Origin of the sequence: Pseudonocardia nematodicida, assembly GCF_040105385.1 — a bacterium.
GTDB lineage: Bacteria > Actinomycetota > Actinomycetes > Mycobacteriales > Pseudonocardiaceae > Pseudonocardia > Pseudonocardia nematodicida.
In genome coordinates this window covers 105601-128198 of the sequence record NZ_JBEDNQ010000006.1, presented here as the reverse complement: position 1 = coordinate 128198, position 22598 = coordinate 105601, and the positions used below count along the sequence as shown (strand labels likewise).

Annotated in this window: 21 protein-coding genes and 1 tRNA gene; 8 read left to right on the top strand and 14 right to left on the bottom strand. The window is 71.7% G+C overall.

Annotated elements, in window-relative coordinates:
* Positions 1-119 precede the first annotated feature (119 nt).
* Positions 120-1223 (top strand): LacI family DNA-binding transcriptional regulator, encoded by a 1104-nt coding sequence (locus WIS52_RS15915; protein WP_349299037.1) that lies wholly within the window; start codon positions 120-122, stop codon positions 1221-1223.
* Entirely contained in the window at positions 1217-2065 is an 849-nt protein-coding gene (locus WIS52_RS15910) for an MOSC domain-containing protein (RefSeq protein WP_349299036.1), read from the top strand. Before WIS52_RS15915 ends, WIS52_RS15910 begins: the two co-directional genes overlap by 7 nt.
* On the opposite strand, the gene otsB is transcribed toward WIS52_RS15910, so the two are convergent.
* Genes otsB through WIS52_RS15895 form a run of 3 tightly spaced genes read right to left on the bottom strand, consistent with a single transcriptional unit; the run spans position 2062 to position 5824 of the window.
* Positions 2062-2820, bottom strand: a complete 759-nt coding sequence (gene otsB, locus WIS52_RS15905) for a trehalose-phosphatase (protein ID WP_349299035.1) — start codon at positions 2818-2820, stop codon at positions 2062-2064. The genes WIS52_RS15910 and otsB overlap by 4 nt on opposite strands.
* Positions 2817-4274 (bottom strand): alpha,alpha-trehalose-phosphate synthase (UDP-forming), encoded by a 1458-nt coding sequence (locus tag WIS52_RS15900; RefSeq protein ID WP_349299034.1) that lies wholly within the window; start codon positions 4272-4274, stop codon positions 2817-2819. The genes otsB and WIS52_RS15900 overlap by 4 nt, the downstream gene beginning before the upstream one ends.
* A 53-nt stretch (positions 4275-4327) precedes the next feature.
* The gene (locus tag WIS52_RS15895; protein ID WP_349299033.1) at positions 4328-5824 is read right to left on the bottom strand and encodes a threonine/serine exporter family protein; all 1497 of its coding nucleotides are present in this window, start codon (positions 5822-5824) and stop codon (positions 4328-4330) included.
* A gap of 144 nt (positions 5825-5968) precedes the next feature.
* On the opposite strand from WIS52_RS15895, the gene WIS52_RS15890 reads away from it, so the two are divergent.
* The 3 genes from WIS52_RS15890 (at position 5969) to WIS52_RS15880 (ending at position 7033) form a co-directional block, all read left to right on the top strand.
* A tRNA-Thr gene (locus tag WIS52_RS15890) sits at positions 5969-6040 on the top strand.
* Between the two features lie 84 nt (positions 6041-6124).
* Entirely contained in the window at positions 6125-6310 is a 186-nt protein-coding gene (locus WIS52_RS15885; protein ID WP_349299032.1) for a hypothetical protein, read from the top strand.
* A gap of 339 nt (positions 6311-6649) precedes the next feature.
* A complete protein-coding gene (locus tag WIS52_RS15880) occupies positions 6650-7033 on the top strand; it encodes a hypothetical protein (RefSeq protein WP_349299031.1) in 384 nt (127 codons plus the stop codon).
* 191 nt (positions 7034-7224) lie between these two features.
* Here the strand turns inward: WIS52_RS15880 and tatA are convergent, their stop codons facing one another.
* The 7 genes from tatA to WIS52_RS15845 all read right to left on the bottom strand — a co-directional run bounded on the left by tatA (position 7225) and on the right by WIS52_RS15845 (position 16174).
* Complete coding sequence (tatA, locus tag WIS52_RS15875; RefSeq protein ID WP_349299030.1) at positions 7225-7473, bottom strand: Sec-independent protein translocase subunit TatA; 249 nt, start codon at positions 7471-7473, stop codon at positions 7225-7227.
* Positions 7474-7540: 67 nt separating this feature from the next.
* Positions 7541-8524: a ferritin-like domain-containing protein gene (locus tag WIS52_RS15870; RefSeq protein WP_349299029.1), complete on the bottom strand. Its 984-nt coding sequence runs from the start codon at positions 8522-8524 to the stop codon at positions 7541-7543.
* An 890-nt stretch (positions 8525-9414) separates the two neighbouring features.
* Positions 9415-9849 (bottom strand): group I truncated hemoglobin, encoded by a 435-nt coding sequence (locus WIS52_RS15865; RefSeq protein WP_349299028.1) that lies wholly within the window; start codon positions 9847-9849, stop codon positions 9415-9417.
* Between the two features lie 621 nt (positions 9850-10470).
* Positions 10471-12009 (bottom strand): MFS transporter, encoded by a 1539-nt coding sequence (locus WIS52_RS15860; protein ID WP_349299027.1) that lies wholly within the window; start codon positions 12007-12009, stop codon positions 10471-10473.
* Positions 12010-12174: 165 nt separating this feature from the next.
* Complete coding sequence (locus WIS52_RS15855; protein ID WP_459077134.1) at positions 12175-13098, bottom strand: formylglycine-generating enzyme family protein; 924 nt, start codon at positions 13096-13098, stop codon at positions 12175-12177.
* A gap of 28 nt (positions 13099-13126) precedes the next feature.
* Positions 13127-14545 (bottom strand): CitMHS family transporter, encoded by a 1419-nt coding sequence (locus tag WIS52_RS15850; protein ID WP_349299025.1) that lies wholly within the window; start codon positions 14543-14545, stop codon positions 13127-13129.
* Between the two features lie 114 nt (positions 14546-14659).
* Complete coding sequence (locus tag WIS52_RS15845) at positions 14660-16174, bottom strand: sulfatase family protein (protein WP_349299024.1); 1515 nt, start codon at positions 16172-16174, stop codon at positions 14660-14662.
* Between the two features lie 116 nt (positions 16175-16290).
* On the opposite strand from WIS52_RS15845, the gene WIS52_RS15840 reads away from it, so the two are divergent.
* A complete protein-coding gene (locus WIS52_RS15840; protein WP_349299023.1) occupies positions 16291-17388 on the top strand; it encodes a LacI family DNA-binding transcriptional regulator in 1098 nt (365 codons plus the stop codon).
* Here WIS52_RS15840 and WIS52_RS15835 read toward each other — a convergent pair.
* Positions 17334-17654, bottom strand: coding sequence for a (2Fe-2S)-binding protein (locus tag WIS52_RS15835; protein WP_349299022.1), 321 nt, complete (start codon positions 17652-17654; stop codon positions 17334-17336). The two genes, WIS52_RS15840 and WIS52_RS15835, sit on opposite strands and share 55 nt — an antisense overlap.
* A 16-nt stretch (positions 17655-17670) precedes the next feature.
* Between WIS52_RS15835 and WIS52_RS15830 the strand changes: the two genes are divergently transcribed.
* A complete protein-coding gene (locus tag WIS52_RS15830; RefSeq protein ID WP_349299021.1) occupies positions 17671-18099 on the top strand; it encodes an FCD domain-containing protein in 429 nt (142 codons plus the stop codon).
* A gap of 161 nt (positions 18100-18260) precedes the next feature.
* On the top strand, positions 18261-18836 hold the full coding sequence (locus tag WIS52_RS15825; protein ID WP_349299020.1) for a dihydrofolate reductase family protein: 576 nt from the start codon (positions 18261-18263) through the stop codon (positions 18834-18836).
* On the opposite strand, the gene WIS52_RS15820 is transcribed toward WIS52_RS15825, so the two are convergent.
* From WIS52_RS15820 to WIS52_RS15810, 3 genes are all read right to left on the bottom strand, one after another.
* Positions 18818-19549: a helix-turn-helix domain-containing protein gene (locus WIS52_RS15820; protein ID WP_349299019.1), complete on the bottom strand. Its 732-nt coding sequence runs from the start codon at positions 19547-19549 to the stop codon at positions 18818-18820. The two genes, WIS52_RS15825 and WIS52_RS15820, sit on opposite strands and share 19 nt — an antisense overlap.
* Before the next feature lie 74 nt (positions 19550-19623).
* A complete protein-coding gene (locus tag WIS52_RS15815; RefSeq protein ID WP_349299018.1) occupies positions 19624-21522 on the bottom strand; it encodes a primary-amine oxidase in 1899 nt (632 codons plus the stop codon).
* 111 nt (positions 21523-21633) lie between these two features.
* Complete coding sequence (locus tag WIS52_RS15810) at positions 21634-22410, bottom strand: hypothetical protein (protein ID WP_349299017.1); 777 nt, start codon at positions 22408-22410, stop codon at positions 21634-21636.
* Positions 22411-22598: the final 188 nt, after the last annotated feature.

Below are 22598 nucleotides of genomic sequence, written 5' to 3'. Positions count from 1 at the left end.
ACCGTTCTCGATTCACTCTACCGGGAGTCGGCGGGAACCGGAGGGTTCTCCGATGTGATCCCGGCGGACCGGCACGGGGTCGGCTTCCACCCGGGTGACCGCGCCGCTACGGTCGGAGAATGACCGGGCCTCCGCACGCGCGACGCCCGGCGACGCTCGCGTCGCTGGCCGCGGAACTCGGCGTCTCCCGCACCACCGTCTCGAACGCCTACAACCGGCCCGACCAGCTGTCGGCGCCGCTGCGCGAGCGCGTCCTGGAGGCGGCCCGGCGGCTCGGTTACCCGGGGCCGGACCCGGTCGCGCGGTCGCTGCGCACCCGGAAGGCCGGCGCGGTCGGGCTGCTGCTCACCGAGGCCCTGAGCTACGCCTTCCGCGACCCCGGCGCCACCGGGTTCCTGGAAGGGCTGGCGCTGGCCTGCGAGAAGGCCGGGACCGGGCTGCTGCTCGTCCCGGTGAGCCCCGAGCACTCCGATGTGGACGCGGCCCACAGGGCCGGTGTGGACGGTTTCGTCGTCTACTCGGTCAGCGAGGACGACCCGCACTTCAAGGCCGTGCTGGCGCGCCCGCTCCCGACGGTGGTGTGCGACCAGCCCGCGGACGTCGAGGGCGTCGACCGGGTCGGGGTCGACGACCGTGCCGGGATGCTGTCGCTCGGCCGGCACCTGATGGAGCTCGGGCACCGCCGGATCGGCGTGTTGTGCATGCGCCTCGGAGCCCGCCGGCACGACGGCCCCGCCGACACCACCCGGCAGGAGGCGAGCTCCTACAGCGTGCAGCGTGAGCGGCTGGCCGGGCTGCGGGCGGCGCTGACCGAGGCCGGGGTCGACTGGTCCGGGGTGCCGGTGATCGAGCGCTACGAGCACACCCTCGAGGCCGGCGCGGACGGCATCGGCGCGCTGCTCGACGCCCACCCCGGGATCACCGCGGTGGTCTGCACCTCCGACATCCTGGCCCTCGGCGCGCTGGGCGAGGCCCGTTCGCGGGGCCTGCGCGTGCCCGACGACCTGTCGATCGCCGGGTTCGACGGTGTGCCCGAGGCGGAGCGGGCCGGGCTCACCACGGTCCGGCAGCCGTTCCGGGAGAAGGGCCAGGAGGCCGGTCGGCTGCTGCTCGAGCGCGGCGACCGGAACGTGCCCGAGCACGTGACGCTGCCGACCGAGCTGATCGTCGGGAACACCACCAGGGCGTTGCGGCAGTCCGGGGAGTTCTTCTCGGGATGGTGAGGCTGACCGAGCTGGTCCGGTACCCGGTGAAGTCCTGCCGGGGGATCTCGGAGGACCACCTCGTCGTCGAGCGGTCCGGGCTCGCCGGGGACCGCCGCTGGATGCTCACCGACGACGACGGCGGGATGATCACCGGCCGCACCCATCCCCGGCTGGTGCTCGCCGCACCCCGGCCGGACGGCGACGGGCTGGTGATCGACGGCCCGGACCTGCCGACCCTCCGCGTCGGAGTGCCGGATCCGGCGGCCGGGACCGTGCCGGTGCGGGTGCACCGGTCGGACACCGCGGGCGTGCTCGCCGGGCCGGACGCCGACGCCTGGTTCTCCGAGCTGCTCGGGGAGAAGGTGCGGTTGCTACACCTCGACGACCCGGCCCGCCGCCGGGTGGATCCGACGTTCGGCGCCGACGAGGACCGGGTGTCCTTCGCCGACGGCTACCCGCTGCTGCTCACCGCGCGGGAGTCGCTGGACGCGCTCAACGAGCTCGTCGCGGACGGGAAGCACGCCGCGGAGGGGCCGATGCCGATGACCCGGTTCCGGCCGAACCTGGTCGTCTCCGGCGCGCCGGCCTGGGCCGAGGACGGCTGGCGCCGGATCCGGATCGGCGACGCCCGGTTCCGGGCGGTCAAGGGCTGCGCCCGCTGCGTGCTCACCACCGTGCACCCGGACACCGGCGTGAAGGGCCGCGAACCGATGGTCACCCTCGCCCGGCACCGCCGGTTCGACAAGGGGGCCTGGTTCGGGATGAACCTGATCCCGGACGACCCCGGCGTCGAGCTCCGCGTCGGCGACCCGGTCGAGATCCTGGAGGATGCGGACCCGGCGGACGGCCCACCGCGCTAGCGCGACAGCGCCAGCCTGGTCAGCGCCGTCGCCAGTTCGTGCGGGTCGGCGACCCGGTAGGCCGCGCCGGTGTCGCCGTCGCCGACCTTGATGCCGACGTCGCCGTCGCCCAGCACTACGAAAGCCGTCTCGTCGGTCACGTCGTCGCCGGCGAACAGCACCGCCGTCGCGCCGAGGTGGTCGCGCAGCGCCGAGACCGCGGAGCCCTTCGTGGTGCGCAGCACCGCCAGGTCGAGCACGTCCTTGCCGGCGGTGGCCTCGACGCCGTCGCGGACCCACTCGCCCTCGACCCGCTCCAGCAGCGCCGCCCCGGCGGCCGGGTCCATGCCCCGCACGTGCACCGCGCCACCGGCCGGTTTGGTCTCCAGCCGGGCCCCGGGGGTGGCGTCCACGAGCTCGGCCAGCCCGGTCAGCAGCGCCTCGCGGCGGGCGGTCTGGGCGTCGGTGAGCAGCCCGGACCGGCCGAGCCGGGCGGCGAGGTCGTCGTCGAACTCGGCGCCGTGGCTGCCCACCAGGTGCACCGGCGGCCCGAACCCGGAGACGGCCGCGAGGTCGTCGCGGCCGCGGCCGGAGACCATGACCACGGTGGTGGCCGGGTGCGCGGCGAGCCTGCGCACGGCGTCGGCGGCCTCCGGCAGCGGGCGCGACGCCGATGGGTCGTCCACCAGCGGCGCGAGGACGCCGTCGAAGTCCAGGGCGACCAGCAGCCGGTCGGTCGCCGCGAGCTCGTCCAGGGCGGAGAACAGGTCACTCACTCCGGCTGCGCCACCTTCACACCGAGGGTCTCCAGGAAGGACGCCGCCCAGCGGTCGACGTCGTGGTCGAGCACCTGCCGGCGCAGCGTGCGCATCCGCTTCTGCCCCTCGTCGGGGTTCATGGTCAGCGCCGCGTAGAGCGCCTCCTTGACCCCGTCGGTGTCGTGCGGGTTCACCAGCAACGCGCTGGTCAGCTCGATCGCCGCCCCGGCGAACTCGGACAGGACGAGCACGCCGCCGTCGTCGTGCCGGGAGGCGACGTACTCCTTCGCGACCAGGTTCATGCCGTCGCGCAGCGGGGTCACCAGCATGACGTCGGCGGCGAGGAAGAACGCGACGAGCTCCTCGCGCGGCAGCGACCGGTGGATGTAGTGGACGGCGGGGTGGCCGACCCGGGCGTACTCGCCGTTGATCCGGCCGACCGACATCTCGATGTCGTCGCGCATCTGCTGGTAGTGCTCGACCCGCTCCCGGGACGGCGTCGCCAGCTGGATCATCGCGGTGTCGATGGCGTCGTCGGCGTGCTCGCCGGAGGTGTCACCCCCGGTGATCCGCCCCTCCTGGAGCAGCTCGTGGAAGGCGCGCAGCCGGACGTCGATGCCCTTGGTGTAGTCGAGCCGGTCGACCCCGAGAGCGATCTTCGCCGGGTTGCCGAGCTCGGAGCGGATCTGCGCGGCCCGTGCGCGGACCTCGTCGGTGCGGGAGAGCTCGTCGAGGTTCCTCGAGTCGATCGAGATCGGGAAGGCGCCGAGCCGGACGCGCCGGTCGCCGTACCGGACGACCTCGGGGTCGCGGTCCGGCGTGGCGCCGGCCAGCTCCTGGGCGAGCCAGTGGAAGTTGCGGACGCCGCCGTCGGTGTGGAACCCGACCAGGTCCGCGCCGAGCAGGCCCTCCATGATCCGGGTCCGCCAGGGCAGCTGGCGGAACAGCTCGACCGGCGGGAACGGGATGTGCAGGAAGAACCCGATCCGCAGGTCCGGGCGCAGCTCCCGCAGCAGGCCGGGCACGAGCTGGAGCTGGTAGTCCTGCACCCAGACCGTCGCGCCGTGCGCGGCGACGTCGGCGACGGCCTCGGCGAAGCGCTGGTTGACCGTGGTGTACGCGCGCCACCAGTGCCGGTGGAACTGCGGCTGCGCGACGACGTCGTGGTAGAGCGGCCAGAGCGTGCCGTTCGAGAAGCCCTCGTAGTAGTCCTGCACCTCGGTCGCGGTGAGCTTCACCGGGTGCAGGGTCAGGCCGTCCTCGGCGAACGGCTCGACGTCGACGTCCGGGACGCCCGGCCAGCCGACCCAGGCGCCCTCCCGGGCGCGCAGCGTCGGCTCCAGGGCGGTGACCAGGCCACCGGGGCTGCGCTTCCAGCCGGTGCTGCCGTCGGGAAGCGTCTCGTAGTCCACCGGCAGCCGGTTGGCCACCACAATCAGATCCGCCGCGGTCACCGGATCGCCGCTGGTCACATGCCCTCCTCGACGCAGACGGCCCGGGCTCGACCCCGGGCCCGCGCCCGACCCTACTTCGAATCCGAGGGCGCGGCCGGGCCCTCGCCGGCCTCGCTGTCGGATTCCTGCATGAAACCGCCGGTCGCTACCGCCGGGGTGTCGGTGGAGGTCGGCTTCTCCTCGGACGTCCTGCGCGGCCGGGTCGCGAACTGGCCGAGCGCCACACCGGCGGCCAGCGCCAGACCGACGCCCAGCGCGAACGTGACCGTCACCAGTCCCTCGGAACCGCCTTCGACGGCCAGCTGGTAGAAGCCGCGGTAGGCGGCCAGGCCGGGCAGCAGCGGGGTGACGCCGGCGAGCGTGATGACCATCGGCGGGGTGGTCGTGCCGCGCCGCAGCAGGCCGGCCGCGAGGCCGACGACCACCGCCGCGGCCCCGGTGGCGGGGATCTGGCCGATCCCGAACACCTGGGTGAGCACCCCGTAGACCGCCCAGCTGGCGCCGCCGACCACGGCCGCGACCGGGAGCGAGCGCATCGGTGCGTAGCCGGCGAGCGCGTAGAACGCCGCGGCCAGGCCACCGGCGAAGACCGAGAGGCCGAACTGGCCGACGCTGCTGGGCAGGTCGCCGGACACCTCGATCGGCACGTCGAACTGGAAGCCGAGCTGCAGTCCGAGCACGACGCCGGTCAGCAGGCCCGCCGACAGCAGCGAGATCTCCACGATGCGGGCCGAGGCCGTCAGGTAGTAGCCGGTCAGCGCGTCCTGCACGGTGCTGACCACGCTCAGCCCGGACAGCAGCACGGTGATGCCGGCGGCGACGATGAACGACGGCCGGGTGCCTGCCGGGAACAGCCCGATCGAGATCAGCAGGATCGCCGAGCCGGTGGCCAGGAACCCGCCGAGTGCCTGCTGGAAGAACGACGCGACGCCGAGCCGGGACAGCAGCCGGCCGACCCGGTCGATCACCGCGGTGGTGACGAAGGCGGCGGCCAGGGTGACCGGGCCACCGCCCAGCAGCAGCGCGATGGACGCGGCCAGCCCGGCCCAGCCGACCGTGGCGACCCACCGGGGGAACGGGTGCGGGGTGCGCATGGTCTCGGAGACCCGCGTGGCCGCCGCGCGCACGTCGAGCTTGCCCGCCTCCAGGTCGCGGACGATCTTCTCGGTCTCGGCGAGCCGGGACAGGTCGAGGGTGCGGTAGCGGACCAGCCGCATGGTCGTCACGGGCTGGGCCGCGTTGCCGCGGTGGCAGCACATCGTGATCGAGGTGAAGGTGATGTCGACGTCGACGGCGGGCAGCCCGGCCGCGTTGGCCAGGCGCAGCATCGTCGCCGTCACCTCGTCGACCGACTCGCCCGACGACAGCTCGATCTCGCCGATCCGCATGCAGAGGTCCAGGACCTCCTGGACCCGGGCGTCGTCGGGGACCTGCGGGCCGAGCATGAGCATCGGCACCGTCGACGGACCGGGGGTGAGCAGCTTCTTGGCGTCCCGGCGCAGCGCACCGCGCAGCCGCCGTGCGAACCGGTCGGCCGTCGGCGTCTCCTCGGCCACGAGCCCCGTCACCCCCGTCTTGTCGTGCCGTCGTACGCCACCAGGCTAGGGCCGTGTTGCGGAGCGGTAACGGGGGCACGGCCGGAGATCACGCCGGGGTGGGTACGGGCAGGCCAGAGGGGTGCGACGGGGCGGAGGCGATAGGCTGGGGGCTCCGCCGGTGTAGCTCAGTGGTAGAGCAACTGTCTTGTAAACAGTAGGTCGTCGGTTCGATCCCGACCTCCGGCTCCGCATCTGACCAGCAGGTTCTCGCGGGTCGACCCGCGCCAGGGCGCTCGCGTGACACGCTCGAGCAGGTCGCAGAACACCACCGTGGTCACGATCACCGACGCCGCCCTCGACGGCTCCCGGGGCACTGATGAGCAAGGTGTAAAAACCCGCATCATCAACTTCCCGGGGCCCGCCTCACCGCAGCGACACGGCCCGGCCGCCACGGCCTCTCACGGCCTCACCTGCACCCCGAATCCGGAAGAGCCCGTAAACCACAAGATCAACTGAGCGGCCGATCGCAGCTGGCGAGCAGCATGCTACTTTCCGTAACATTACAATGGCCACGTTCGTAGCACTAATCGACTCAGTTTTCATCCGATCGTGTGTCACGGTTGCGCCGTTTCGCAACTATGTAGAACGACAGACATAGCGCAATGGTGGGCCGGTAAAAATGCAGGTCAGAGGGGTGCCGATCTACGCACTTCGGTTTGGGTTGATCGTCGGTTCACCACGATCGAGTGAAAAGTGAGGGGGTCCCGGCCGATCTTGACGCGAGCAAACGCGTTAGCGTCCGTTCCAGCACCTCCGGTCAATTGCTCGGTGGTGCATCCAACTCAGGAGGATTTCATGCGCAAGTCTGTGCGTACTCTGGTCGCGTCCGCGATGGCCGTTCCGATGTCCCTCAGCGTCGCCGGCATGGCGTTCGCCGACGATTTCGACTTCGACCAGGACCAGCGCCAGGTCACCGAGGGTGCCGTGAGCGGCGAGCAGACCGCCGGCACCGAGCAGGGCAACACCAGCTTCGCGCCGGTCACCCAGGCCAACCCGGCCTTCAACATCTCCGATGTTCTGGGCCTCAGCGACTTCGCCAACGAGGACTCGCGGGGCGGCGACAGCCAGTCGATCTTGCAGGACAACTCGATCGAGTCGACGAACGACCAGGGCAACCGCGCCTCCACCGAGCAGTCCCAGCGGTCGATCCTCGACCAGGTCTCCGGCTTCACCGGCTGATCTCGCACCATCCGCAAATCGAAGGGCCGGTCCGCCTCGGCGGACCGGCCCGTCGGGTTTCGCGTCTTCGTCGATCCGCACAGTTGGGACGTCAACGTGCCACACCGTGAGGGACGGCGAGTGGCAGACACGGGAAAGCGCCGCCGGCCCGAACCCTTCGGGACAGCGGCGCCTTCTGCGGTTGCGGTCGGTCAGCTTCTGGGAGACGTCCGAGTCTCGTTTGACCCGGGCAGAGACATTCCGGAACCGGTCACAGCTCGCAGTTCCAGGTGCTCGCCGGAGCGATCTGTCTCGTCTTCCCGGAGCACTCGCATCTCGCTCTTCAGTACGCGTGTGGACTGACCGAGCGACCTTGCGAGTTCCGGCAGCTTCTTCGCGCCGAACAACAGCACGAAGACCGCGATGACGATCAACCAGTGAGTCGGGCTCATCGCGCCCATCGACATCTCCTGTCCTCTTGCGGACCCCACATCGTGAGGCCGGAATCGGCTCCGCGACTCGGAACGGTCAGCCGTTGGCGTCGCTGGTGTTCACCTCGCCGTTCACCCCGGCGGGGAAGAAGCCGCCGGAGGTGACCGAGTCGGGGTTGAGGTAGGCGATGTTGAGGACCTGGCCCGGCGTGCGCGAGAAGGCGATCGAGTTCTCGTCGGCCGGAACGATGTTCGCGTTGCCGTTGCGGTCGACAATGCCCTGGTCGAGGTCCGACGGGCCATCGAGCGAGTCACGTGCGTCGGAGATCTGTCCGACGACGTCCGCGGCGCCGCCCTGCAGCAGCAGGGTCCGGACCAGGCCGGCGTGGTAGGCCTCGACGGCGAGGATCCCGGCGGCGGCCTCCAGGAACGTTTTGTTCTCCACCAGCGGCGCCGCGCCCTTGTAAGCGGTGACGCCGACGTCTTCGAAGATGAAGGCGCCGAGAAGGAAGCTCGTCTCGTCCTTGAACGGGTCGAAGGTCTCGCCCGGCCCGATCACGCCGGCCGCCATGGCAGCAGCGGTGAAGGCGTCCTGCAGGTCGATCGCAGGGCGTGCGACCTTGGCGTCGCCGAGGGCTCCACGCAGGAAATCGACGTGGGCCCGCTCGTCCTGGGCGATCTCCTCGGCGTACTGGCGGCCGAGCTTGGTCTCGAACTTGACCTTGTAACCGCCGGTGACCCGGCCCAGGTCTCCCCGACCGTCGATCTGCGAGTCCGCCAGACCATTGCCGGTCACGGCGCGCAGGTAGAACTCCGCCTCCAGGTACTCCAGGTTGAGCGCGAAGTTCAGCACCGCGGCGTCCGAGACCGCCGACTCACTCCCGCTGCTCCCGCTGCCGAGGATGCCGTCGAGCAGGCCGCCCTCACTGGCCGATGCGACACCGCTGCCCAGAACGCCGAGCCCGGCGACGCCAGCGCCGGTGAGGCCGGCCGCGCGGAGGAACCTGCGACGGTCCATCCCGTTCTCGGCGCTGCGCTCGATCGAGTCCTGCAGGAACTTCTTGGTGAAACCGTGGAACACGAGCTCTCCTCGTGTCGGCCCGACGGGAAGAGCGACCAGGGTCTGGGGTCGTCGTGTATCGGTCGGGCGGGGAGCAGACGTCCAGCCGACGCCTTACCTCGACAACGACACACCACCTCATCGGGTTACGCCCGGTCGTAGGCCGAACTCTCTCAGCGTCGCGGTGGCCGCGGGGCTGTCGAAGCCTGCCGTTGTTCTCGGCCTTCTGCGAGGCGTGCCTCGAGCAGAAGTCGTGCTCGATGAACGAATTCGGCCGCTTCGGCCGGGTCCAACGCCCCTGCTGCGACGGCGGCAGCGAGGCGCTCCGGCATCTGCTCCACCAGCTGCACATGGGCCGCGAGGCCGACCGAGCCAGCGTCCACCCCTGCCCACCCCCGCCTGCCGCGACAGCACTCGATTGCGCCGGCCGCTCGAATCCGGGGAACACCGCGGTACGACCCGCCAACTCCACACTCTAGGCCGGGCCGCGGAGAAGACGATGATCCAGGTCAGTCAGGCACAGCACGGCGCAGAGGAGCCAGCAGCCCGCGGCACTGGCGTGCACCGCCCGCTGCACGAGGTCACCCAGCTCGAGCCGGTCCGGCAGGTACGGCGTCGCCTGACCCTCGCACGGCGTCTGCTGCGCGCACTGCGCCGCGGTGAGACCCACCCGATAACGCCCCTTTTCCGGCCCTGACGGATCGACGCCTACTCCTGTGCTGCGGAAGGCTGGCTCCGCTCGATACACGATGCCAACCGCCGAGCTCGCCCGAAGAGATTCGTTCGTCCCGCACGGTCCGCTGCGTCTCGTCACAGCATGGGCTGGTCCGTTCCTGGGGTGAGTGCGCCGGTCGGCCCGCCTCCAGCTTCAACCAGCGCATTGGGGCTGTGATGACATCGCCAGCTCCAGGTCAGGCTTTGACGACCTGGCCGCGGTAGCGCTCGATGATGCCCATGAACTCCTCGGTCTCGACGTCCGGAACGCCGAGGAAATGAAGCGTGGACTCGATCTCGAAGTAGACCGCGTCGAACTGCGAATCGGTGATCGCCATGTCCCTGTGAGCGGTGTCCATGTCCAGACCCGGGTAGCAGGCCGGGCCGCCCGTGGCCTCGACCGACCAGGCGGTGGCCAGGAACTTGTAGCCCGGACCGTTGGCCGGGTCGCCATGGTGGGCGTGTACCACTTCGTTGGAGTTGACCTTGACGTTCTGGAAGAGGCGGTCGACGAGTACGTCGACCGCACCGGCTATGGCGTAGATGCCGCCCAGGCGCACGATCCAGGGTTGCGCCTCGTCGACGAGGCGCGACCAAGGCAAGCGAGGGTGGCTCTCGCGGCGTGTGACCACCCATGTGATCCACCTGCACCGCGCTCCGTGGTCTGCAGCGAGGACGGTGCGACTCGAGGTGTGAACGCAACTGCACGTCAGAGCACAATGTGACCGCCGTCAACGGGCTTGTAAACAGTGGGTCGTCGGTTCGATCCCGATCTCCGGCTCCACCGTCCGGCTCCATCGTCGATCTCAGCGTTCCCTGCGAGCGAAGCGCGTCCGTCTCAGGATCTTTTCCCAGGTCACGGACGGGTCAGTCGGCTCGTAAGCCGGGGGCGTTGATGGTGAATCGCTGTACCGCTCGGGGTGACGGATCGCCGTCGCTGGTCGTGGCGCCAGGAGGGCAGGGGACTTGACCCCGGGAGGCACGACCTCCGGGATGGTGTGCGGCGACCAGCAGACCACGGACATGAACGCGGTGAAGTACGCGCCGTCGTTCAGCTTCTCCGACCCGATCACCTGGACCAACTGACTCCTTCCTCCCCGGTCTGTGCGCCGACAACCGGGGTAGTCACGCACGCCGAGTCGGCGCGTAACGCGAGGCCCGGCCGCAGGTTCTGGGCGGGGCCCCGTCGCGTCGGCGTCAGCTCGTGACGGACCACCCGCCCGAACTGGCCTTCATCAGGACCGGCGAGTCCTTCACCGGCCCGATCGAGCAGCCGGATCGGCGGCGTGCAGCTGCGGCCCGGACACCGCGCAGTGCGACAGGACCGCGGTGTCGACGTCGTCGGCCGCCGGAGGCGGCGCGCCCTCCGGGGCCGGCGTCTCGGGTGCGGCCCCCAGCGGCCCGCGTACCGCAATCACGCTGAGCAGCGCACCCGCCAGGAGCAACCCGGCGGCGGCCATGATCGCGGTCCGGAAGCCGGCGTTCATCGCGCCCGGATCGGTGTAGGCGTCGCCGCTCAGACCGGTGACCGCGGGCACGAGTGCGACGGTGAGCAGCCCGGCCGCCCGGGCGATCGCGTTGTTCACCCCGGAGGCGACGCCGGCGTGCCGGTCCGCGGCGGAGTCGAGCACGGTGGCCGTGAGCGGGGCGACCACGCCGGCGAGCCCGAGCCCGAACACGGCCACCGCCGGGAGCACGTCGGTCCAGTAGGAGGCGTCGGGGCCGACGCGCAGGAGCAACAGCAGCCCGACGGCGGCGACCGTCAGCCCGACGGCCATCGGGATACGCGGCCCGATCCGGGTCGCCAGCCGGCCGGAACGCGCGGAGAGCAGCAGCATGAGGACGGTCACCGGGAGCAGGGCCGTGCCCGACGCGAGCGGGCTGAACCCGGCCACCACCTGGAGCTGGAGCACCAGCAGGAAGAACAGCACCCCCATCGCCCCGTAGACGAGCAGGGTGACCACGTTGGTGGCCGTGAAGCGGGCGTTCGCGAACAGCTCACCGGGTACCAGGGGGTGCGTGGAACGCCGCTCGGCCAGGAAGAACAGCGCCAGCAGGACGACGCCGACCGCTCCGACGCCGATCGAGAGCGCACCGGCACCGCCCTCGCCCGCGGCGGTCAGCGACCAGGTCAGCGAGCCGAGCGCCAGTACGACCAGCACCGTCCCGGGGACGTCGAGCGAGGACGCGGCACGGGGGTCGCTGCTCTCCGGTACGTGCCGCAGCGCCAGGACGACGAGCGCCACCGCGAACGGCACGTTGATCAGGAACACCGCCCGCCAGCTCCACTCGACCAGCCAGCCCCCGACGAACGGGCCGATCGCTCCCGCCACACCGCCCAGGCCCGACCAGGCGCCGATGGCCGCGGCCCGGTCCGGGCCGCGGAACGACGCCGAGATGATGGCCAGGCTGCCCGGCGTCAGCAGCGCCCCGCCGACGCCCTGCAACATGCGGGCCGCGACGAGCGTGCCGATGTTCGGTGCGAGACCGCACAGCAGCGACGCGAGCGCGAACCACACCACCCCGATGAGGAAGATGCGCCGGCGGCCGAAGCGGTCACCGAGCGAGCCGCCGAGCAGGATCAGCCCGGCCAGGGTCAGGGTGTAGCCGTTGACGGTCCACTGCAGGCCGGCGAAGCTCGCGTCGAGGTCGGTGCCGATGCGTTCCAGCGCGATGTTGACGACGGTGGCGTCCAGCATCGCCATGCCGGAGCCCAGCACCGTCACCAGCAGCACCCACCGGCCCGACGCCGTCCCCATCCGGAGAGTGGGGCCACGGTCCGTGTCGTCCATCGTTCCCCTCCGCCGTCGACGGCCGATGGTCCTCCGGCTGGGCCGGAGGCGCACGCCACCCGGTGTTCCGGGGGGCGGTCGGCTCACGCACCGAGTGTCGGGCGTCGTGGTCCCCGCCGGATCGGCCGGTGAATCGGTCGTCCCTCCGGCTCCAGGTCTCGTCGGTCAGGCACCCGCCCGGAGATCGGCGACCGTGCGGAACCCGGTGTTGCCGCTCGAGCTGTCCGGTGTGTTCGCGGTCCGGGCGGCGACCCGGTAGCGGTTGCAGTAGGAGTCGTGGCAGAGGTAGGAGCCGCCACGCATGCTGCGGTTCGCCTGCCCCGGGCCGAACCGGTCGGCGCACCACTCCCACACGTTGCCGGCGACGTCGTAGAGGCCGAACCCGTTGGGGCGGTAGCTGCCGACCGGTGCGGTTCCCCTGTGGCCGTCCTCGGCGGTGTTGCGGGACGGGAACCGGCCCTGCCAGATGTTGCAGAGGTGCTCCCCGCCCGGGGTGAGCTCGTCGCCCCACGGATAGCGGGCCTGGTCGAGCCCGCCGCGGGCGGCGTACTCCCACTCGGCTTCGGTCGGCAGCCGACGCCCCGCCCACCGGCAGTACGCGGCGGCGTCGTTCCACGACACGTGCACGACGGGGTGATCGGCCCGGTCGTCGATCGCGCTGCCGGGTCCCTCGGGCCGCGCCCAGGTGACGCCACGGACGCCACACCACCACGGTGCCTGCTGCGGCCGGGGCGCTCCCCGTCGCAGCTCGGCCGGGAGGAAGGGCGCGAAGACGTAGCTCCATCCGAAGCGCTCGGCCTCGGTCCGGTAGCCGGTGTGCTCGACGAACCGTGCGAACCGCGCGTTCGACACCGCATGGACGTCGATCGCGAACGGCGCCACGGTGACCTCCCGGACCGGACCCTCGTGGTCGGCGGGGAACCCGTCCGGGTCGTCGGTACCCATCCGGAACGTGCCGCCGGGCAGCTCGACGAGCGTGTCGTCGTGCTCCTCCCCGCCGGTCGCGGCGGAGGGCAGCGCTCCGGCGGTCATCGTTCCGGCGGGACCCCCCGGCCCCGGGTGGCGTCCGGGCGGACAGCATCCGGCCATCGTGTCTCCTCCCGCACCGTGGGTCCCGTCAGATCTGCACCAGTCCGAGCAGTATGGCGGCCCCGAACAGCGCGAGGCTGAAGCCCCACATCCACGGGAACACATAGCGCACGTAGGCCGCGAACTCGGCCCTGACCAGGCTCAGGGCCAGCCAGATCACCGGGTTCAGCGGGCCGAGGATCGACGAGATCGTGTTCCCGATCAGCATCGAGTAGAGGATCGTCGTCGTGCTGATGTCGGTGGTCCCGGTGACCTCGAGGACGACGGGGAACAGCGCGAACCAGTAGGCGTCGACGCTGAGCACGAAGTCCAGCGGGACCGAGAGGAACCCGAACAGGATGTGCAGGTTCTCGACCAGCCACTGCGGCAGGACGGCGATGAGGTCCAGCGCGACGGACTCGAGCATGCCGGTCTCCGACATGACCCCGAGGAAGGTGCCGGCGGCCAGGATGATCGCCGCGAGCGTCAGCCCGTTCGGGGCGTGCCTGCGCATCTGGGCCATCTGGTCGTCGCGGCTCCGGAAGTTGACCACCAGCACGACGCTGGCGCCGAGCAGGAACGCGTAGCCGGGCGGCAGCGTGCCGGTGACCAGCAGACCCATCGTCCCGAGCGCGACGGCCAGGTTGAACCACATGCGGAACGTGTGGGTCCCGCGCAGCATCGACGGATCGGGCCGCCCGGCCGTCGGGTCCACCGCCGGCGTGTCGTCGTCTCGGGCCTCCGTGTCTGCGCCGGTGCCGTCGGGTCGCTCGCCGTCCGCGCCGTCCCCGGCGCTGTCGTCCGTCCCGGACGGCGGGCCACCGCCGACGAGGGCCGGCTCCGGCACCCGGGTGCCGATCCGCCGGCGCTCCCGCATCCCCAGGACGACCGCGATCCCGATCAGCAGGACCACACCGATCAGCTGGAGCGGGATCAGCGGCCGCCAGAGCTCGGCGACGTCGATCCCGGTCACCGCGGACGCCCGCGCCAGCGGTCCGCCCCACGGCGTGAGGTTCATCAGCCCGATCGAGAGCGTGGTGAGCGACAGGAGCAGCAGCGGGCTCATCCCGAGCCTGCGGTAGGTCGGGAGCAGCGCCGCGATGGTGACCAGCAGCGTCGTGGGGCCCGCCCCGTCGAGCTGGCAGATCACCGCGAGGATCACGGTTCCGACGCAGATCGCGACGATGTTCCCGCCGGTCACCCGGAGGATCACCCGCACGAGCGGGTCGAAGAGCCCGAGGTCGGCCAGCGTCCCGAACATCAGGATCGCGAAGACGAACATCACGGCGATGTTCACGACCTGACCGATGCCGCTCTCGAAGAAGCCGGCGAGGTCCGAGGCCCCGTGGCCCAGGAACAGCGCGGCACCCAGAGCCGGCAGGCTGAATGCGGCGATCGGTGTGACCCGGCCCGTGACCAGGAGCAACACCACGGTCGCGATGGTGAGAAGACCGACGATGGTCAGCATGAGAACTCCTACGGCCCGTGGTGTGACGGCGTCGATGCCGCCGGGCCGATGAAGGGAAGCGGGGGGTGGCGCGCGGGCCCCGGCCGGGCCCGCGCGACGTGCGGGGGTGGAGCGTCAGGCTCCGGAGCCGACCTGCTCGCGCGGGAGCGCGTCGAACGGCAGCCCGTTCGACTCCTCGCGCACGATGTCGCACAGGTCCCGGTAGAGCTCCCGGACGAGGGCGGGCTCCGAGTCCCACAGGTTGTCCTGCTCGGAGGGGTCGTTCTCGACGTCGTAGAGCTGCCCCTCGGGGTGGTCCCGGTCGAAGGGTTCGGCGCGCCGGGACAGGATCCCGGGTGAGAACTCCTCGACCGGGGCGGACAACCCACCACCGGAGTCGGTGCAGTACACCGCCTTCCACCGGCCACGGCGGATGGCGAAACGGCCCTCCCGGCTGTGGTGGACCACAGTCCGCCCCTCGTCCGCGGGCACCTCCCCGGTGAGCAGCCCGAGGGCGTCGACGCCGTCCTCGGCGGCGCCGACCGGGACCGGTAGGCCGGCCGCCGAGGCCAGGGTGGGGTAGACGTCGGTGAGGCAGAGCAGGTCGGTCACGGTCCGGCCGGCGGGCAGGCGCCGCGGCCAGCGGGCGACGAACGGCTCGCGGTGTCCGCCGTCCCAGATGTCGCCCTTCTGGCCCCGGTACGGGCCGTTCGGCAGGTGCCCGACGACGTCGCCGTCCTCGGGGAAGATCAGCGGTGCGCCGTTGTCGCTGCTCACGATGATCAGCGTGTTGTCGGCGATGCCCTCCGCCTCGAGTGCCGACATGATCTCCCCGACGCACCAGTCGACGAGGCACACCGAGTCCCCGCGCAGGCCGGCCTGCGACCGGCCCGCGACGAAGTCGGGAGGCACGCACGGGCGGTGCGGCGCGGCGGTGGCGAAGTAGAGGAAGAACGGGCGGTCCTTGGGCCGGTCCTCCCGGATCCAGCTCACCGCCTCCTCGGCGAACCGCACGTCGACCTGGTCGTCCTGCCAGTCCTCGGACTGCAGGCCCGGCCGCTGGGCGGTGGCGTACTCCACCTTCGGCTTCACCGGGAGGTCGTCGACCCCGTCCTGACGCAGGAACGTGTAGGGGGCCATGTCCAGCGAACCCGCGATGCCGAAGAAGGAGTCGAAGCCCAGGTCGACGGGGCCGCCGGTGAATCCGGCGGCGTAGTCGATCCGTTCCCCGGAGTCGGTGTCGGCGTCGAGGAACAGCGGGGCGTCCGGGGCGAACCCGTCGAGGACCGTGCCGTCGTCCCAGCGCCAGTTCAGCCCGAGGTGCCACTTGCCGATCGCCGCGGTGGCGTAGCCGCCGTCGCGCAGCATCGACGCCGTCGTCGACCGGGAGGGCTCGACGATCGACGGGCTGTGTCCCATGAGGACACGGTGTTTCAGCGGGCCGCGCCAGGAGTAGCGGCCGGTGAGCAGGCTGTACCGGCTCGGGGTGCACATCGCCGACGACGCGTGGGCGTCGGTGAGGCGGACCCCCTCCGCCGCGAGCCGGTCCATGTGCGGGGTGGGGATCGCCGTGGCTCCGTTGCAGCCCAGGTCCCCCCAACCCATGTCATCGGCGAACACGATCACCACGTTCGGGCGGTCGTCGACCATGTGCACTCCCTCGGCGCGACGGTGGGCGGGATCTGCGGCGTCACTGCAGGTATCAGGACTGTCGACGCGGTGATCACACTCTTGCAACCGCTTACATCCTGTTGCATTCTGTGGCCATGCCCGACAGGAGCGGCCGGGGGGATCGCCGCGCGGTACCGACGTCCGCCCGGGCGACGATCTACGACATCGCCGCCGAGGCGGGGGTGTCGTCCGCGACGGTTTCACGCACGTTCGGTGCTCCCGCGAAGGTCCGGCCCGACACACGCCGACGGGTCCTGGACGTCGCCGCGCGGCTGGGCTACCGGGCCAACCCGCTCGCGCGTGCGCTCCCGTCGGGGCGGACGTCGACCTTGGCCCTCGTCGTCCCGGCGATCACCAACCCGCACTTCTTCGACATCATCACCGGCGCCGAGCAGCGGGCCGTCGAGGCGGGTTTCACCCTCGTGCTCGCGAACACCGGCCAGTCCGACCTGTCCGAGGCAGCCGCAATCGAGCGGCTCGAGCCCATGGTCGACGGCGTCATGCTCGCGTCGAGCAGGCTGGACGACGACCGGATCGCCCGGTTCGCGGACCGGACGAATCTGGCGCTGTGCAACCGGCAGGCCGGCCGGATCCCGAGCGTGACCACCGACCAGGTCAACGGAATCGAGCAGGTGGTGGGCCACCTGCACTCGCTCGGCCACCGGCGGATCGGGCTGCTGGGCGGTCCCGAGACCTCCTGGGCCGGGCGGCTCCGCAGGAGAGCCGTGGTCGCGGCCGGCGGCCGGTTGGGCGTCACGGTCCAGCTCCTCGGCCCGTTCAACCCGATCGTCGCCGGTGGGCAGTCGGCGGCCGATGCGGCGATCGGAGCCGGGGTGACCGCGGTGCTCGCCCACAACGATCTGCTCGCGATCGGTGTCCTCCGCCGGCTGGCCGATCGCGGCGTCCATGTGCCTGGCGAGATGAGCGTGGTCGGCTTCGACGACATCTTCGGTGCGGACTTCTGTGTGCCGGCCCTGACCACTGTGGCCGCGCCGAGCCACGAGCTCGGCCGGACGGCGGTCGATCTGGTCCTGGCGTCGGTGGCGGGGCAGCCGGTCCCGGCGAGCACGGTGCTGCCGGCCCACCTGACGGTGCGGGAGTCGACCGGCCCTGCGCCCGACAGCCGGACGGCGCCCGGTCAGTCCCGCTGGAGGACGCAGTCGGCGCAGACGCTGCCCCCGGGCAGTCGGTAGTACAGGCAGCAGGACCGGCGCCGGTAGGTCCAGACCCGGTCGGGCGGGACGGCGTCGCCGGACTCCCCGGCCGTGACCAGTTTCGGGTGCGCGAGCAGGTCCGAGGCGACGGCCGCGACCCGCTCGGCGAGGTCCGGGCGCTGGATGTCGAGCACGCGCTTCGCCCCCGCGATCGAGGAGGCGACGTTGCCCCACAGCACGATCCCCGGCACGGAGAACCGGCTCCGGATCTCCTCGACGAGGGGCACGAGGACGTCGTCGATCATCGGGTGCAGGGCGTCGATGCCCCGGAGCGTGGCGAACCGCCTACGCGGTGACCATGCCGCCGGTGGTCCGGACGTCGAGCTCGAGCACGTCACGGCGCTGATGGAGTCCTGCATCGACGAACAGGTGCGGGCCCACGCCGCCCACGACCACCCGGCGTTCGCCGACGCCGACCGCCGGTTCCACACCCTGCTCGTCCGGTCGAGCTGCGGGTCGATCCTGATCGATGTCTACGAAGGACTGCGCGACCGGCAGATGCGGATGAACTTCGGCGCGATCGTGGGGATGGCCGGGCGTCCGGAGCTGATCCTGACCGAGCACCGGGCGCTGGTGGCGAACCTGAGGGCGCGGGACGCGCAGGCCGCCGTCGCCGGTCTCACCCAGCACCTCGACGGGACCCGCCGTGCCGTGACGCGGGGGGCCGGGCGTCACCGGTCGTCGCGGTAGTCATGTCGTGCGGATCGCGCCGGTGAGGCCGGCGACGAACAGGGCGGCCGGTTCGGAGTCGTCGGTGTCGGTTCCGTCCAAGACCGCCGGGCTCGGTGCGGACTAGGTTTCGCGTCGACGGCGACGAGCGGACGCTCCCGCCACGATCCCTCGGAGGAAGCGTGCCCCGCGAACTGGTCTACACGGGATTCATCTCGCTCGACGGCGTCGCCGACTCCCCGGGCGGTACGGAAGAAGGCCACCGCAGCGGCGGATGGGTCCTCGACACCGAGTTCCTCCCGGAGGCTTTCGCGATCAAGGGCGAGGAGCTGGCCGAGACCTCGGCGCTGATGTTCGGCCGGCGCAGCTACGACGCCTTCGCCCGGATCTGGCCCGGCTCGGCGGACCACGCCGCGTACAAGGAGCTCCCCAAGTACGTCGTGTCCTCCACACTGGACCCCGACGCCGTCGTGCCGGACTGGGGGCCGATCAGCGTCCTGCGCTCGCTCGACGAGGTCGCCGAGCTCAAGCAGGGCGACGGCGGCGCGATCTTCGTGCACGGCAGCGCCGAGCTCGCCCGCAACCTGTCCGACGCCGACCTGGTCGACCGCTACCACCTGCTGGTCTTCCCCGTACTGCTCGGCGCGGGCAAGTCGTTGTTCAGCAGCACCGACCGGGACAAGCTGGGGCTGCGGCTGCGCGACTCCGCGTCGTACCCGAACGGCGTGCTCAAGCTGGTCTACGACGTCGTCCGCTGAGTATCCCCGAACTCGTCCAGCGCGATCGCGCCGCCGGCGCCGCGCCGCAGCTCACCGGCGGTCCGGCCGACGTAGCGGCGCAACACCCGGGCGAGGTGCGGTTCGTCGTAGAACCCGAACTCCGCGACGACGTCGTCGGCGCCGCGCCCCGACGCCAGTGCCTCCGCCGCCGTGCGTGCGCGCCCGATCTGGCGCACGCCGTTGCGGGTCAGCCCGGTGGCCCGGCGGAAGCGGCGCTCGACCGTGCGCTCGGTGAGGTCCGGGTGGGCGCCCCGCACGACGTCGGCGACCACCGGGTCGCGCTCCACGACGCCGTCGGCGACGAGCCGGGCCACGAGCAGCTCGGCGTCGTCGGGCCCCGGGATCTCCCACCGGCCACCGGGTAGTGCGAACCGCCGCCCGGCGCACGAGGGCAGCGCGATCCCGGTGTCGAGCAGGCTCGTCGTCGGGATTTCGCGGAGCGTCGTGCCGACCGCGAACTGGATGCCGGTGAACCGGGCGCCCTCCGGCACCGGGGCGGTGCCGGCGCGGGTCTCCGGGCCCGATACCGCGGCCCGGGTCACGCCGTCCTGCTCCCAGAACACCAGGCCCCACGTCTCGCAGGCCACAGACGTCATCTCGGTGACCGCGTCGCTGGAGCACGTCCACACCGAGTCGACCCACGGCGAGGTCGACGTCCGGGTGTCCAGCACGAGGCGGGCCGGCTCGTTCACGGGAGTCGGACTACCATTCGTGCGGTCCCGACGGCCAGGGTGAGTGGATGCGCATCACGCGGGCTGAACCCTGATCAGTGACAGCGTGAGTCGGGCGCCGGCACGTCGAGCGCCGGGTTCCGGTCGAAGAACCCGGCCGGCTTCAACGTGAAGCCGGTCCGGTCGACCGGCATGACCGGCCAGTCCTCGGGCCGCGGGAAGTGCGTCAGCCCGAAGGTGTGCCAGAGGACGATGTCCTGGCCGTCGACGTCCCGATCGGCCGTCACATAGGACGGTAGCCCTGCCCCGCCGGGGTGCTGGTTGACGAAGTCCCCGGCCGAGTAGCGCTGCGCCGGGTCGTAGCGGGTCACCCAGAGCGCCCGGGTCGCGAACCCGGCCCGGGCGGCGATCGACGACGCCGGGTCCGCCAGCAGCGTGGGCTGTCCCTGCGGGTGCAGCACGTACCCGACAGGCTGCCCGAGCGCGTTGGTCCGCTCGGTGTTGACCACGTGCCAGACCCGGCCGGTGCCGGGGGAGGCGTCGCGCTGCCCGTCGGACTCGGACCGGAGCCGGACGGCGCTGCGGGCGAACGCGTTGCCGTACGGGTTGGCCCCGCCCATCGGGACCCGCGCGGCCTCCACCTCCTCGACGGCGTTCGTGAGGCCGTCGACGGTCATGTCGAGCCGGGCCGAGAACAGGTGCTGGTGGAACGGCGCGCCGAGGCCCGGGGCGACCTCGGTCGCGTACTCACCGGGCGTGGCGTTGGTGAACACGACACCGGTCGCCTTGCACTCCAGCTCGATCGTGCCGTCGAGGTAGAGGTACCAGTAGAAGCCGTAGTCGTAGTTCCCGATCGGGGAGAAGAACGAGACCACCAGCCGGCGCTGGCGGCGGACCTCGCGGGCCCCGGTGAAGATGTCGGTGTGCTTCCAGAGCACACCCTGGTCCTCCTCGTGCAGGCAGATCGCGTTGCGGACGGTCTTCGGGTTGCCGAGGTCGTCGGCGAGCGTGGCGTCGAGGTAGTGGATGTCGCCGAGACAGTCGCAGCCGAGCTCGAGGGAGTCGGCGTAGCGGGCGAACATGTACTCGCCGCAGTCGAAGTAGTTCTGCCAGAACCGCACCGGAGCCGGGTCGGCGTAGGGCACCACCATCTCCGCGACCGACGCGCGGTAGCAGACCGGCCGGCCGTCGAAGGCGATCTGGTGCAGGGTCAGGCCCTCGCGCTCGTTGAACCCGACCCGCAGGTCCCACTTCCCCCAGCGGACGCGGCCGTCGTCGACGGTGAACGACCGGCCCTCGGGCTGGCTGATCTCGATCGGCTTCAGTCCCTCCAGCGGCGCGCCCTGGACCTGCGGGTCGTCGAAGTTGCCGCTCGACCCCGGGACCGGCACGACGCCGGTGTCGATCACCCGGTCCACCGTGCGGTTCGTGAGGTCGATGTAGGCGACCAGGCCGTCGACGGGGTGGGCCCAGGGGTGGTCGGCCTCGTGGTCCTGGCGGAACCCGAAGGCGCGCGCCATCCGCCGTCCGGTCTCCTCGGGGTAGTCGTAGACGCCCGCCGACAGCGGGACGGCGCGGACTCCTGCCGGCTCGATGCCGCGGGCCGAGAGGGCGGCGAGCCACGCGGGCTCGGCGTTGAGGACGTCCTCGATGAACTCGAACTCGGCGTCGATGATCGGCGGCTGGCCGTCGCGGGCCGGGTCCAGCTCGCGCGCCGAGACGAGCTCGCGGGCGGTGGCGGACACGACGGTGTCCCAGGACTGCCCGGTCGCCAGGTCGAGCAGGAGCACCCGGAACCGGCGTTCGACGTCGCCGCCGTCGAACGCCAGGACCTCGGACTTCACCGGCTCCTCGGGGGCGAAGAAGGCGTAGCGGACGTGCTCGCCGAGCATGCCCGCCCCGGCGAGGACCTCCCGGACGGCGGCGACCTCGGCCTCCGTGGTCGGCGAGAGGGGATGCACGACGCGGGTGCTCGGATCGGACACAGTGGTCACGACGACTCCTGTCGGACGGGCGGATGCGGACCGTACGAGGGCTCACCTCAGTGGAACACGGACGTGCGACGACAGGGAGGTGCAATCGAGCGGACCGCGCCGCGCAGTCGATCAGTGCTCCAGATAGACCGGCGCGCACGCTGTCACCATCCGGCCGAAGACGGCCTCGGTGCGCTCCGCCCCGGCCTCCACCCCGGCGACGTCGAGCCGGCCCATCGCCGACGACATCTCGCGCAGCAGGTCCATGCCCTCCCGCATCGCCGACTCGACTCCGGGATCGTCGGCGGTGACCATCGCGCCCTGGAAGCGTTCCGCGGCGACGAGCAGGGTGGCCTGGGCGTCGCCGAGGTCGGCGACACTCTGCAGGTCGGCCTGGTACTCGCCGAACTCGTTCAGTGCCTCCCGCGCCTGTTCGCAGGCCGCGTGATCGTCCGGGCTGTAGCGGTTCGGCACGCCGTTGCGGTCGTCCGATGTGGCCGCCGCGGCGACGGCCTCGTCCGCCGCCGGAGCGGCGGGGACGTCGTCGTCCCCGCTCCCGAACAGGGAGACGACGAAGGCCAGCAGCACCACCACGGCCAGCCCGGCGAGACCGACCTTCAGCGTCGACGGCTGCCCGGCAGATTCGCCGGCCGTGGCGGCCCGTGGTGAGCGCGCGGGAAGACCAGGTGTTCCGGGGCGGAGCCGGACGGTCGGACCGTCGATCTGCTGGGGCGACTGTACGGCGATGCGCCCGGGCGGTACCTCTCCGCCGTAGGTGTGCACCTCCCGCCACTGCTTCGCCGCCTTCCGCAACAGCTTCTCCCGTTTCGCGGGGTCTGTCTCGACCTCGGCGCGGCGTTCCAGCTGCCGGGCGGTCGACGCGGACATCTTCGCGAGGAGCTTGGACACGGGGTCTCCAGGTGCTGTCGTCCGCCACCGAAGGTCGCGGTTCACCTGATAGGGCGTCCGACGCACGCGAGAGGTGCAGAGTGGGCGGAAAACGTCAGGTGGTCGTCAGCCTGGCCGGTTCGACCGGTCCGCGCGCGGCCGATCGGCGGAGCGGGCGCATGTCCTGTGGCCGAACGGGGTAGCCGCGC